General features: G+C 70.1%; 7 protein-coding genes and 2 pseudogenes. 1 reads left to right on the top strand and 8 read right to left on the bottom strand.

What is annotated here, in order from left to right:
- The coding region (locus ELI80_RS04285) for a TRAP transporter large permease (RefSeq protein WP_136649796.1) at positions 1 to 1,758 on the bottom strand (1,758 nt) is incomplete at its 3' end.
- Between the two features lie 217 nt (positions 1,759 to 1,975).
- Positions 1,976 to 2,492: pseudogene (locus ELI80_RS04280) on the bottom strand (TRAP transporter small permease subunit); the annotation flags it as partial.
- Between the two features lie 240 nt (positions 2,493 to 2,732).
- On the opposite strand from ELI80_RS04280, the gene ELI80_RS04275 reads away from it, so the two are divergent.
- On the top strand, positions 2,733 to 4,430 hold the full coding sequence (locus ELI80_RS04275) for a peptide ABC transporter substrate-binding protein (protein ID WP_136649781.1): 1,698 nt from the start codon (positions 2,733 to 2,735) through the stop codon (positions 4,428 to 4,430).
- 161 nt (positions 4,431 to 4,591) lie between these two features.
- Here the strand turns inward: ELI80_RS04275 and ELI80_RS04270 are convergent, their stop codons facing one another.
- The 6 genes and pseudogenes from ELI80_RS04270 to ELI80_RS04245 all read right to left on the bottom strand — a co-directional run bounded on the left by ELI80_RS04270 (position 4,592) and on the right by ELI80_RS04245 (position 12,671).
- Positions 4,592 to 5,839, bottom strand: coding sequence for a glycosyltransferase (locus ELI80_RS04270; protein ID WP_136649780.1), 1,248 nt, complete (start codon positions 5,837 to 5,839; stop codon positions 4,592 to 4,594).
- Positions 5,836 to 7,647 (bottom strand): ABC transporter ATP-binding protein, encoded by a 1,812-nt coding sequence (locus ELI80_RS04265; protein ID WP_236641317.1) that lies wholly within the window; start codon positions 7,645 to 7,647, stop codon positions 5,836 to 5,838. Before ELI80_RS04265 ends, ELI80_RS04270 begins: the two co-directional genes overlap by 4 nt.
- Positions 7,644 to 8,747 (bottom strand): ABC transporter permease, encoded by a 1,104-nt coding sequence (locus ELI80_RS04260; RefSeq protein ID WP_136649779.1) that lies wholly within the window; start codon positions 8,745 to 8,747, stop codon positions 7,644 to 7,646. The genes ELI80_RS04265 and ELI80_RS04260 overlap by 4 nt, the downstream gene beginning before the upstream one ends.
- Complete coding sequence (locus tag ELI80_RS04255) at positions 8,744 to 9,823, bottom strand: microcin C ABC transporter permease YejB (protein ID WP_136649778.1); 1,080 nt, start codon at positions 9,821 to 9,823, stop codon at positions 8,744 to 8,746. The genes ELI80_RS04260 and ELI80_RS04255 overlap by 4 nt, the downstream gene beginning before the upstream one ends.
- A 46-nt stretch (positions 9,824 to 9,869) precedes the next feature.
- A pseudogene (locus tag ELI80_RS04250) lies at positions 9,870 to 11,854 on the bottom strand (extracellular solute-binding protein).
- A 283-nt stretch (positions 11,855 to 12,137) separates the two neighbouring features.
- A complete protein-coding gene (locus ELI80_RS04245) occupies positions 12,138 to 12,671 on the bottom strand; it encodes a c-type cytochrome (protein WP_136649777.1) in 534 nt (177 codons plus the stop codon).
- Positions 12,672 to 12,826: the final 155 nt, after the last annotated feature.

Below are 12,826 nucleotides of genomic sequence, written 5' to 3'. Positions count from 1 at the left end.
AGCCGGGGCAGGCGCCGCGCCCGGCGTCGTGGCGGGCGCGCCGCCCGGGGCCGCGGGTGCGCCGAACGGGCTGCCGCCCAGGCCGCCAAGTCCGCCGCCCAAGCCCCCGCCAAGCCCGCCACCCAGGCCCCCGCCCAGGCCGCCACCGGGAGCGTTCGGGATCGTGATCGTCACGTTCGACGTGTCGATCGCCGGGCCCTTGTAGTGCATCACCAGTCCGGGGAAGGCGATCACCACCCCGATCATCACGATCTGGATCACCACGAACGGAACCGCGCCCCAGTAGATCTGCGCGGTCCGCACCGGCTCCATCATCAGCCCCGTCACCTTGTCCTTGTAGGCGAACTTGGGCGCGACCGAGCGCAGGAAGAACAGCGAGAAGCCGAACGGCGGGTGCATGAACGACGTCTGCATGTTCACGCCCAGGATCACCCCGAACCAGATCAGGTCGATCCCCAAGGCGTCCGCCGCCGGCGCGAGCAGCGGCACGATGATGAACGCCAGCTCGAAGAAGTCGAGGAAGAACGCCAGCAGGAACACCATCAACGACACCACCAGCAGGAAGCCGGTCTGGCCGCCCGGAAGGCTCGTCAGCAGGTGTTCGACCCAGATATGCCCGTTCACCCCGTAGAAGGTGAGCGAGAAGACCCGCGCGCCGACCAGGATGAACATGACGAACGCCGACAGCCGGGTCGTCGACGCCAGCGCCTGCGGGATGACGCCACCGCCGAGGCGGCCCTTCACCCCCGCAAGCAGCAGCGCGCCGACGGCGCCCATGGCCCCGCCCTCGGTGGGCGTGGCGATCCCCAGGAAGATCGTCCCCAGCACGAGGAAGATCAGCGCCAGCGGCGGGATCAGCACGATGATGACCTGCTGCGCGAGGCGGCTCATCAGGCCGATCCCGAGCGCGCGGTCCAGCAGCGCCACGATGTAGATCGCGATCACGGCGATCGACCCGGCGAGGATGTCGGCGTTCGCGCCCTGCGTCGGATGCAGCCAGTGCCACACCGCATAGCCGATCACCCCCGCCGCGGCGAGCGCGACCAGGAGCGACGTCACGCCCGAGCCGAGCGTCCGCGCCTCCTTCGGCAGCGCCGGCATCGACGCTGGCCGCAGGATCGACATGACGAGCACGTAGAGCATGTAGAACCCGGTCAGGACGAGACCGGGGAACATCGCGCCCTTGTACATGTCGCCGACCGACCGGCCCAGCTGGTCGGCCAGGACGATCAGGACGAGGCTCGGCGGGATGATCTGCGCCAGCGTCCCGGACGCGGCGATCACGCCCGACGCGATCCGCCGGTCGTAGCCGTAGCGCAGCATGATCGGCAGCGAGATCAGCCCCATCGCGATCACCGACGCCGCGACCACGCCGGTCGTGGCGGCCAGCAGCGCGCCCACGATGATGACGGCATAGGCGAGCCCGCCGCGGATCGGCCCGAACAACTGGCCGATCGTGTCCAGAAGGTCCTCGGCCATGCCCGATTTCTCGAGCACGATCCCCATGAAGGTGAAGAACGGGATGGCGAGCATCGTCTCGTTGGACAGCAGCCCCCACAGCCGGTCCGGCATGGCCTGCAGGAGCGGCCAGGACAGGTTGATCGTGCCGCCCGACAGCGGCGCGAGCTCGACCCCGATGATGAAGAACAGAAGGCCGTTCGCCGCCAGCGAGAACGCGACCGGATAGCCCAGCAGCAGGAAGACGACGAGCGACAGGAACATGATGGGCGCCATGTTCTGCGCGATCAGTTCCATGATCATTCGCGCGGCCCTCCGTTCGGCCGGGTGTCGGTGGCGGGACGCCCGCCGGACCCGGTTTCCCGGGCTGCGTCGTCGTCGGTGTAGTTGCGGTTGTGGTCCAGCGGGTGGTCGATCATCTCGTCGGTCGCCGGATGGTCGGCGCTGGCGAAGCCCGTCTCGGCCAGCAGCGTCTGGTCGATCATCACCTCTCCGGCGGCGTGATGGGTCGCCTCGGCGTGGGGATCGGGGATCAGGCCGCGCATGACGGCGATCTTCTTGATGATCTCGGACAGGCCCTGGAAGAACAGCAGGATGAAGCCTGCCAGCAGCAGCGCCTTGGCCGGCCACAGGATCAGCCCGCCCGCGTTCATCGACCGCTCGCCCGACAGGATCGACCGTTCGAGCCACGGCACCATCAGCCAGATCATCAGGATCACGAACGGCATCAGGAACAGCAGGTGGCCCAGAAGGTCGATCCAGTGCTGCGTGCGCCGCTTGCGCCCGCCGTAGACGATGTCGATGCGGATGTGTTCGTTTTCCAGCAGCGTGTAGGCCGCGGCCAGCAGGAACGCCGCGCCGTACAGGTACCACTGAAGTTCCAGCCATGCGTTCGACGAGACCGACCAGACCTTCCGGACGATCGCGTTGGCGGCGCTGACCAGGATGGCGACGAGGATCAGCCAGCTGACCCCTCGTCCGATTACGGTGTTGATGCGATCAACAGCGCGCGAGAAGCCCAGCAGGCCGCCCATGTCTCCCTCCCTCGACGTATTCTCCGGGCGGCTTGACGGCGGCGCCCAACTGCGGGCGAACGGCGTGTGCCGACCTTCGGGTTGCCCTTCTGCGATTGGACGATCCGCGACGCTGGGTCAACAGAATTTGGCCGCCGGTGGCGGCTCATGCCGCGTCGGCGCCGACTTGTCCGCGGCGTTCTGGCGGGCGCCGCGGGGCCGGTGTAGAAGCGGGGGCCGAAACGTTGCGGGGCCCTTTCCATGCCGCTGTCCATGCCGATCCGGTCGCACGCCCTTCTGCAGGCCGCCACGCTGTGCGCGGCGCTGTCCGCATGGCCGGGCGCCCCCGCCGCGGCGCAGGACGCGCCCGTGGCGGCGGCCGCGATCCCGGCGACGGTCCCCGCGGCCGGTCCCGCGCAGGCGGCGGAGACGCCTGCCGGGGACCAGTCGCTGACCGCGTGGATGCGCGACCCGATCCGCACGCTCGACCCGCAGCTGGTGGGCGACGCCGCGTCCGACCAGGCGGTGCGCCTGCTGTTCGAGGGGCTGTACCGGCCCGGCCCCGACGGAAAGCCCCTGCCCGCTGCCGCCGTCGGGCACACGGTGTCCCCGGACGGGCTGGCCTGGACCTTCCAGCTTCGCCCCGACGCGGTCTGGTCGGACGGCGCGCCGGTCACGGCGGCCGACTTCGTGGCCGGGTTCCGCCGCCTCGCCGATCCGGCGCTCGGCTCGCCCGGCGCGTGGTTCACGCAGGCGATCGGCCTTGCCAACGCCGACGCGGTGGTGCGCGGCGGGGCGCCGACCTCGGACCTTGGCGTCGCGGCGGTCGACGACCGCACGCTGCGCCTGACGCTGACGGCACCCGCGCCGTGGCTCGACAAGGCGGTGATGCGCGCCTGGACCTTTCCCGTGCCCGCCGCGCAGATGCGCGCGGCGATGGTTGAGGGGCTGGAGTGGACGGCACCCGACCGGCTGGTCGGCAACGGTCCCTTCACCCTGACATCGCGCGACCCCGAGACGGGCGCGGCGCTGGTCCCTTCGCCCCGCTGGCACGGCGCGGCAGGCGTGCGGCTGACCGGCGTCACGCTTGAAACCGGGGGCGATCCGGACGCGGCGCTGGCGAGGTTCGACGCGGGCGAGATCGACCTGATCGCGGTCCCCGGCCCGCTGTTCGGCGACTGGGCCGAGGATCGCCCCGAAGCGGCGGCGGCAACCCCGCGCGCGTGCACCAACGCGCTCGTCCTGAACCAGTCCGGCACCGCGCCCGAGGCGCTCGGCAACCCCGACATCCGCCGTGCCCTGTCGCTGTCGATCGACCGCGACGCCATCGTGGCCGCCCTGGGCGGCGGGCAGGCACCCGCCTGGGGATGGGTGCCGCCGCAGCTCGCCGGGTTCACGGCGCCCGGCAATCCCGATGCCGACCTGACGCAGGAGGCCCGGATGGCCGAGGCGCAGCGCCTCGTCGCGGCGGCGGGCTATTCGCCCGATGCGCCGCTGCGGCTGACGCTGAACTACAACACCTCGCCGGAGCTCGAGGCCGTGGGCCAGCAGATCCGCGCCGCGTGGAAGCCGCTGGGGATCGAGCTGCGGCTGCAGAACGCCCCGTGGGAGGAGCACGCGGCAACGCTCAAGTCCGGCGAGTTCCAGATGGCCCGGATGGGCTGGTGCGCCGACGTGAACGACGCGGGCGGGTTCCTGCGCTACTTCCGCCCAGACGGCGCAAACCCCGGCCGGTTCGCGGATGCCGGCTACGACCGCCTGACGGCCGAGGCCGCGCGCAGCCCCGATCCGGGCCCATTGCAGACGCAGGCCGCGGCGATCCTGCGCGACCGGCTGCCGGTGATCCCGATCTTCACCTACGCGGCGCCCATGCTGATAGCCCCGGACCTTCGCGGCGTGGCGCGCGGCGACGCCATGACCGGCTGGTCCGGGCAGGACATCTGGCGCGCGGCCGAATGACCCCTTGCCGCTTGTCGGCCGCACCCCCGCTTCCGCCGGGCGACATCATCACCACCGGCGCCTTGCGCGGCTCGGGCGGGTGTAAAGCCGCAGGTGTTTCCGCGCAGGGGTGAGGTGAGGCGGCCGAGATCGCGGATGCGGGCGTGCGGACGCTGCGTCGATCAGGGCTGGCCGGCCGGCGCCTTGCCCGGCGCAGGCCCGAACCGTTCGATCCACGCGACGAGCCGCGGCAGGCTCTGCGTCCGCAGGTCGTAGCCGTCCAGGATCGTCTGGCGCGCGGCACGCCGCAGGCGGTCGGCGTCCGGGTCGCCCGCCAGCGCCCGGATCAGCGCCGTTTCCAGAGCCGCGCGGTCGAAGAACGGGACCAGCCGCCCGTTCACGCCGTCCCGGACGACCTCGCGCACCGGCTCGGTGTCGGACGCGACGACAAGCGCGCCCGCCGCCATCGCCTCGGTCAGGGACCAGCTGAGGACGAAGGGATATGTCAGGTAGCAGTGGACGCGGGTGAGCTGGATCAGCGACAGGTAGCTGTCGTAGCTTACCCGGCCGAGGAAGTGGACGCGGTCCAGCGGCAGCCGGTCGCCCAGCTCGGCCAGGACCTTTTCCTTCCAGCTGTCCGCGTCGCGGGGCTTCGCGCCGTAGCTGACCCCGTCGCCGCCGATCAGGACGACCTGCGCGCCGGGCCGTTCCGCAAGGACCCGCGGCAGCGCGCGCATGAAGACGTGAAAACCGCGATAGGGTTCGAGCGAGCGCGACACGAAGCTCAGCACCTCGTCGCCGGCCCGCAGGACGCGGCCGTTCGGCAGCGTCAGCGTGGCGGCGGGGTTCGGGCGGACGGTGTCGGCGTCGATGCCGTCGTGGATCACGGTCAGCTTGGCGCGCAGCTCGGGCGGGAAGCTGCCGGCCTGGTATGCGGTCGGCGTCAGGCCCGCATCGGCCTGAACGAGAGCCTGCACCAGATGCGCCGAGCGCGCGACCGCCGCCACCCGCCCCTCGTCCGTGCCGGGGCTCACCTCGGGGTCGAAGCCCACGTCGTGGCCGCGGGTCCGGTACATGAGCTCCGCGTAGATCAGCAGCCTGGCATCCGGCCAGATCTCGCGCAGGAACAGCGTCTCGCCCCAGCCGCTGTGGCCGAGGATCACGTCGGGGACGTAGCCGTGCCGGTCGCGCAGCGCGCGGGCGCCGCGGGCGGCGAGCCAGCCGCGCTCGGCCATCTCGGCATAGGTGCGGCCCAGCGGGTGGCTGAGGGTAGGCTTGGGCGGGGTCGCGTAGCGTGCGACCCTGACCGGCGAGGGGCGCGCGTTTCCCTGGTCGGTCAGCGCCAGCACGTCATGGCCGCGCCGCGCCATCTCGGGGGCGATGTGCGGGAACTGTCCGGGAAAGTTCTGGTGGACGAAGAGAAGCTTCAAGGACGCGCCCCGGCGGCCCCCTCGGAGGCAGCGCCCTCCTCGACCGCGATCGGGAACGCCGCGGCCATCAGTTCGCGCGTGTAGCTGCTGGCGGGGTTCGCGAAGACCTGCTCGGTCGTCCCCTGCTCGACCACGTCCCCCGCGCGCATGACCATGATCTGGTGCGACATCGCGCGCACCACCCGCAGGTCGTGGCTGATGAACAGGAACGCGAGCTCATGCTTCTGCTGAAGCGAGCGCAGCAGGTCCACGATCTGCACCTGCACCGTCATGTCGAGCGCGCTCGTCGGCTCGTCCAGCACCACCACCTTCGGCCGCAGGATCATCGCCCGCGCGATCGCGATGCGCTGGCGCTGCCCGCCCGAGAATTCATGCGGGTAGCGGTCCATCGTGAGGGGGTCGAGCCCGACCTCGGCCATGATCCCCGCCACCATCTCGCGCGGGTCGCGGCCCCGCTCGACGCCATGGACGCCCAGGCCCTCGGCGATGATCTGGGCGACCGTCATGCGGGGCGACAGGCTGCCGTAGGGGTCCTGGAACACGATCTGCATGTCGCGGCGCAGCCCGCGCATCTGCCGCCCCGACAGCCGGCCGATATCGCGGCCCATGAAGAGGATCGGCCCCTCGCTTTCGATCAGCCGCATGATGGCGAGCGCGAGCGTCGTCTTGCCCGACCCGGATTCGCCCACGATCCCCAGCGTCTCGCCCGCGCGCACCGACAGCGTGGCGCCGTTCACGGCCTTCACGTGCCCGACGGTGCGGCGCAGGAGGCCGCGCTTGATCGGGAACCAGACCTTCAGGTCGCGAGCCGCCACGATCTCGGGCGCGTCCGGGGCGACCGGGCGCGCGGTGCCGGTGGGCTCCGCGGCCAGGAGCTTGCGGGTGTAGGGGTGCTGCGGGTTGCGGAAGATGTCGTCCACCGCCCCCTGCTCGACGATCCTGCCGCCCTGCATCACGCAGACCCGGTCCGCGATCCGCCGCACGATCCCCAGGTCGTGGCTGATGAACAGCATCGACAGCCCCTCGTCGCGCTTGAGCTCGGCCAGAAGGTCGAGGATCTGGGCCTGGATCGTCACGTCGAGCGCGGTGGTGGGTTCGTCCGCGATCAGGAGTTCCGGCCCGTTCGCCAGCGCCATCGCGATCATCACCCGCTGCCGCTGCCCGCCCGAAAGCTGGTGCGGGTAGTCGGCAAGCCGGCTTTCGGGGTCGCGGATGCCGACGCGTGTCAGAAGCTCGACCGTGCGGGCGCGGGCGGCGGCTCCGGTCAGGCCCTGGTGCAGCGCCATGCTTTCGGCCAGCTGCTTTTCGATCGTGTGGAGCGGGTTGAGCGAGGTCATCGGCTCCTGGAAGACGAAGCTGATGTCGTTGCCGCGCACGGCCTGCAGCCGCGCCTCGGACGCGCCGACGAGTTCGGCACCGTCATAGCGGACGCTGCCCTCGACCGTCGCGGCGTCGCCCAGAAGCTGCACTGTGGTGAGCGCGGTCACGGACTTGCCGGACCCGGATTCGCCCACCAGCGCCACCGTCTCGCCCCGGTTCACGGTGAAGCTGACGCCCCTGACGGCCTGGATGACCTTGCCGTCCTGCCGGAAGCTGATGCGGAGGTCGCGGACGTCCAGCACGGCACCGCTGTCGGCGGCCCGCCGGGGCGCTGCCCCGGCCCCGGGGATAGCTGCGGCCCGTCCGAGCAAATGGCGGCCGGCCGGCTGGGCGGGCACCGCCATCGCCTCGCCCGGTGCGGGTACGACCGGCGGGGTGAGGTCCGCGGGCGGGTGCAGGGGGGCGGCGGGATCGCGGGGATCGGTCATCGGAAGGTCTTGCGCGGGTCGAAGGCGTCGCGGATGCCCTCGAACATGAACACGAGGAGCGACAGCATGATCGCAAAGGTGAAGAAGGCCGAGAAGCCCAGCCACGGCGCCTGAAGGTTCTGCTTGGCCTGCAGCGCGAGCTCGCCCAGCGAGGGCGCGGACGCGGGCAGGCCGTAGCCGAGGTAGTCGAGCGCGGCGAGGCTGGAGATCGTGCCGGTGACGACGAAGGGCAGCATCGTGAGCGTCGCCACCATCGCGTTCGGCAGGATGTGGCGGAACATGATCGTGCGGTCCTTCACCCCCAGCGCGCGCGCGGCGCGGACGTATTCGAGGTTGCGGGCGCGCAGGAACTCGGCCCGGACCACGCCCACGAGCGCGGGCCAGCCGAAGAGGATCGACACGAACACCAGCAGCCAGAAGCTGCGCCCGAGGATCGCGAACAGGATGATGATGACGTAGAGCGACGGGGTGGAGCCCCAGATTTCCAGCAGGCGCTGGAACACGAGGTCCGTGCGGCCGCCGAAATACCCCTGCACCGCGCCCGCCGCGATCCCGAGGGCCGAGGCCACGATCGTCACGATCAGGGTGAACATCATCGAGACGCGGAAGCCGTAGATCACGCGCGCCGCCACGTCGCGGGTGGTGTCGTCGGTGCCGAGCCAGTGGTCGCCGTCGGGCGCGCTGGGGGCGGCGCCGACGTCGTTGATCGTCTGGTAGTGGTAGGGGATCGGCGGCCAGACCATCCAGCCCTGCTCGGCCTTCGGGACGTCCGACGTCCCCGCCTTCACCTGCGCCATCACGTCCTCGGGGGCGTCCCAGCATTCGGGGCGGCCGCCGGACACGATCAGGCACTGGACGCCGGGATCGCGGTAGATCGCCTCGGTCCCGAAGTCGCCGCCGAAGGTCGTTTCCGGGTAGAAGCGGTAGGCGGGGAAGTAGAGCTCGCCCCGATAGCCGACGACGATCGGCTTGTCGTTGGCGATCACCTCGGCCAGCAGCGACAGGACGAACAGCACCGCGAAGATCACCAGCGACCAGAAGGCGCGGCGGTTGCGGCGGAAGTTGCGCCAGCGGCGCTGGTTCAGGGGCGACAGCATCATCCGGCGCGTTTCTCGAAGTCGATGCGTGGATCGACGAGGACATAGGTGAGGTCCGACAGGATGCCGATCAGAAGGCCCATGAGCCCGAAGACGTAGAGCGTGCCGAAGATCACGGGATAGTCGCGCTGCACCGCCGCCTCGAACCCCAGGCGGCCAAGCCCGTCGAGCGAGAAGATCGTCTCGATCAGGATCGAGGAGCCGAAGAACACGCCGAGAAACAGCGCGGGAAAGCCCGCGATCACGATCAGCATGGCGTTGCGGAAAACGTGGCCGTACAGCACCCGGCGCTGCGTCAGGCCCTTGGCGCGCGCGGTCATCACGTACTGCTTGTTGATCTCGTCAAGAAAGCTGTTCTTCGTCAGCAGCGTCAGCGTCGCGAAGCTGGAGATGGTGGCCGCGATCACCGGCAGCGTGATGTGCCACAGGTAGTCCTTGACCTGCCCCCACAGCGTCAGCTGGTCGAAGTCGTCGCTGGTCAGGCCGCGCAGCGGGAAGATCTTCCAGTAGGACCCGCCCGCGAACAGCACCATCAGCAGCACGGCGAACAGGAAGCCCGGGATCGCGTAGCCCACGATGATCGCGCTGGAGGTCCAGGTGTCGAAGGGCGTGCCGTCGCGGACCGCCTTTCGGATGCCCAGCGGGATCGAGATCAGGTAGGCCAGCAGCGTCGACCACAGCCCCAGCGTGATTGAGACCGGCATCTTTTCCAGCACAAGGTCCACCACGCTGATCGACCTGAACCAGCTTTCGCCGAAGTCGAAGCGCAGGTAGTTGCCCAGCATCGTGACGAACCGCTCGGCCGGCGGCTTGTCGAAGCCGAACTCCTTTTCCAGTTCGGCGATGAACTCGGGCGGCAGGCCCTGCGCGCCGCCGTACTGCTGTTCCGTCCCGCCAGACTGGCCCGCGTCGCCGCCGCCCGCGATGTTGCGGAACACGTCGCCTTCGCCCTGCATGCGGGCGGCGATCTGTTCGATCGGGCCGCCGGGGACGAACTGCGTCAGGGTGAAGTTGACGAGCATGATCCCGATCAGCGTCGGGACGATCAGCAGCAGCCGCCGCAGGAGATATGCGCCCATCGTGATCCGCTCCGTGCTCGGCTGGTCCCGGGTTCGACGCCGCGCCTCAGCGCAGCGCCCCCGCGCTTCTCAGCTTTTCCGCCTTATCGGCGTCGTACCACCAGAAATCAAGCTCGCCCAACGCGTAGGGCGGCAGCGTGTCGGGGTGGTCGTACATGTCCCAGTAGGCGACGGTGTGGGTGGCCTTGTACCATTGCGGCACCCAGAAGCGCAGCGCGCGCAAGGTCCGGTCGAGCGCGTGGACGCGGGTGGCCAACTCCTCCTGCGTGGTCGCGTTCTCTACCAGCGAGATCAGCTTGTCGACGGCCGGGTTGGCCAGTCCCATCGCGTTGAACACGTCGCCGGTCGAGTTCGATCCGAAGTACTGCTGCAGCCCCGCGCCGGGGATCAGGTCCTGCCCGAGCGGCTGGCTGGGATTGGCCATGTCGAAGTCGTGCTGGCGCAGGCGCGATTCCATCTGCGCCTCGTCCACGCGGGTATGAACGGCATCGACGCCGAGCGTGCGCAGGTTCTGGACGAACGGGTTCACGACCCGGTCGAAGGTCTGTGAATCGTTCAGCACCTCGACCCGCAGCGTCCGGCCTTCGGCGTTGCGGCGCAGTCCGTCGGGCGATCCAGCCGCGACGGTCCAGCCGGCCGCGTCCAGCAGCGCGCCCGCGCGGCGCAGGTTGGCGCGGTCCAGCTGGCGTTCGCCGCTGGTGGGAGCCACGACCGCGTCGTCGGTCAGGACGCCCGGCGGCAGGTCGGCTTCGAGCGGCTTAAGGATCGCGAGCTCGTTGGACGAGGGCTTGCCCGTCGCCTCGAGCGGCGAGTTCTCCCAGAAGCTTTGTACCCGCTCGTAGAGGCCATAGAACAGCGTCGCGTTGGACCATTCGAAGTTGAACGCAAGCCCCAGCGCCTCGCGCACGCGCGGGTCCTGGAACGTCGCCAAGCGCCACCTGGATCAGCGTGCCTTCGAGCCAGCGCCTCGCGCACGCGCGGGTCCTGGAACTGCGGCCGGCGCAGGTTCATCACCCACGCCTGCCCGCTGGCCACGTTGCCATTCGCCAGCTCTTCCTTCACGACGTGGCCGCTCGTGAAGGCGGGGAAGTCGTAGCGGGTCGCCCAGATGATGCTGCTCGCCTCGTTGCGGAAGGTGTAGGCGCCGGCCTTGAACGCCTCGAACGCGGTCTCGTAGTCGCCGAAATACTCGATCCGGATGCGGTCGAAATTGTTGCGGCCGACATTGATCGGCAGGTCCTCGCCCCAGTAGTCGGGGTTGCGGACGTAGCGGACGCTGCGGCCCATGTCGGCGCTTTCGAACATGTAGGGGCCTGAGCCGATGAACGGCCTGGCCGAGCTTTCGCCCAGCTCGCGCGCGTTGGCCTGGAAATCGGCGCGCGAGAACACCGGCAGGCCGCCGACCGACTGGATCAGGTCGCGGCGCGGGTAGTCGGGGGTGAAGGTGAAGCGGATGCTGTGGTCGTCCAGCACCTCGGCCGCCGCGACCTGCTGGGCGAACACGGCCCGGAAGGACGACAGGCCCTTGTCGCGCAGCTGTTCGTAGGAAAACATCACGTCCTGCGCGGTGACGGGCGTCCCGTCCGAGAACCTGGCCTCGGGCCGCAGGTGGAAGATCACCCAGTCGCGGCTTTCGGGGTATTCGATCGTTTCGCACAGAAGGCAGTAGGCGGCGCCGACCTCGTCCGCGGTCCCGGTGAGCAGGCTTTCCAGCATCACGGTCGACAGCGCGGCGCCGCGGCCCTTGATGGTGAAGGGGTTGAAGCTGTCGAAGCCCCCCGGCTGCCATTCGCTGATCTCGCCGCCCTTCGGCGCGTCGGGGTTGACGTAGGCGAGGTGCTGGAAATCGGGCGGCAGCTTCAGGTCGCCGAAGACCGACACGCCATGTGCGATCGTGGTCGGCTCGGCTGCGGGTGCAGGCTGGACCGCAGGCTCAGCGGTGGCGGGCGTTGCGGTGGCGGGCGTTTCGAGGGGCGTCGCCGCGGCGGGCGCGGCCCCGGTCGTCGGCGCGGGGGCCGGTTGCTGTGCCAGCGCCAACCCGGCGGACAGCGCCAGCGCCGCCATGGCCGTCCCCGCCCCTGCCCCTGCCCCTGCCCCGATCCTCGTGGCAATCCCGTTGGCGCCAAGCAGCTTCATCCGATCCCACCCTTCCGTCCGGCCGCAGGGCCTGGCGGGCAGGCTAGAGCGGCGGACGCCCGGCGCGCAAGCGCGGTCCCGGATTCGTGACGTGTCGGGGGTGACGTTCAGGCCCGGGCGCGAAAACGAAAAGGGCGCGGAAACCCGCGCCCTGGAAGCAGTTCACCAAGCGGTGCCGTCATTGCGCCTGCAGGTAGGCGATCAGGTTCGCGCGTTCCTGCGGCTTGGGCAGGCCCGCGAAGGTCATCTTGGTGCCCGGGACGACGCCCTTGGGGTTGGCGAGGAACTCCTGCAGCGCCTCGGGGGTCCAGGTCGGCGCTTCGGCCGCGTGGGCGACCATCGCTTCGGAATAGTTGAAGTCGGTCGAGGCCATCGCGCGGTTCACCACGCCGTCCAGGTGCGGGCCGGTGCCGTTGGTCCCGTCGAGCTTGTGGCAGGCCTTGCAGCGGCCGAACACCTTTTCGCCCGCGGCCGGGTCGGCCGATGCGAGCAGCGCGTTGATGTCCACGACCTCTGCCTCAGCCTCGGCCCCGGCGGGTGCCGCTTCCTCGACCGCGATCGAATAGGCCTGCGGATGCTCCTCGCCCTCGGCCACGTGCCCGGTGGGGCCGACGTGATACAGGCCCGACGCCCCCCACGACACCAGCAGCAAAAACAGCAGCGAGCCGATCAGTGCGCCTGCCGCTTTCGTAATGGTCATCGTGTTGAACATGCCCGCTATCCCTTGTCCGGTGAGCCGTGGAACTGCCGGGTGTCTACCCGCTTTCCCTCGGCCGGTTCAAGGTATAGTTCTGCCCCGCCGCGTGCAAACCCGCCCGGACCCGTGCGGGGCGCGACACGATGCCGCCCCCGCCAGCCGCCCGCCGT

The sequence above is a fragment of the Paracoccus aeridis genome (assembly GCF_004923205.2).
Classification (GTDB): Bacteria; Pseudomonadota; Alphaproteobacteria; order Rhodobacterales; family Rhodobacteraceae; genus Paracoccus; species Paracoccus aeridis.
This window is presented reverse-complemented; position numbering and strand designations above follow the sequence as displayed.

Excerpts from the sequence above, each read along its gene's own strand:
- ELI80_RS04265 (WP_236641317.1), bottom strand. The coding sequence starts at position 7,647 with ATGACCGATCCCCGCGATCCCGCCGCCCCCCTGCACCCGCCCGCGGAC.
- ELI80_RS04255 (WP_136649778.1), bottom strand. The coding sequence starts at position 9,823 with ATGGGCGCATATCTCCTGCGGCGGCTGCTGCTGATCGTCCCGACGCTG.
- ELI80_RS04245 (WP_136649777.1), bottom strand. The coding sequence starts at position 12,671 with ATGTTCAACACGATGACCATTACGAAAGCGGCAGGCGCACTGATCGGC.
- ELI80_RS04260 (WP_136649779.1), bottom strand. The coding sequence starts at position 8,747 with ATGATGCTGTCGCCCCTGAACCAGCGCCGCTGGCGCAACTTCCGCCGC.
- ELI80_RS04275 (WP_136649781.1), top strand. The coding sequence starts at position 2,733 with ATGCCGCTGTCCATGCCGATCCGGTCGCACGCCCTTCTGCAGGCCGCC.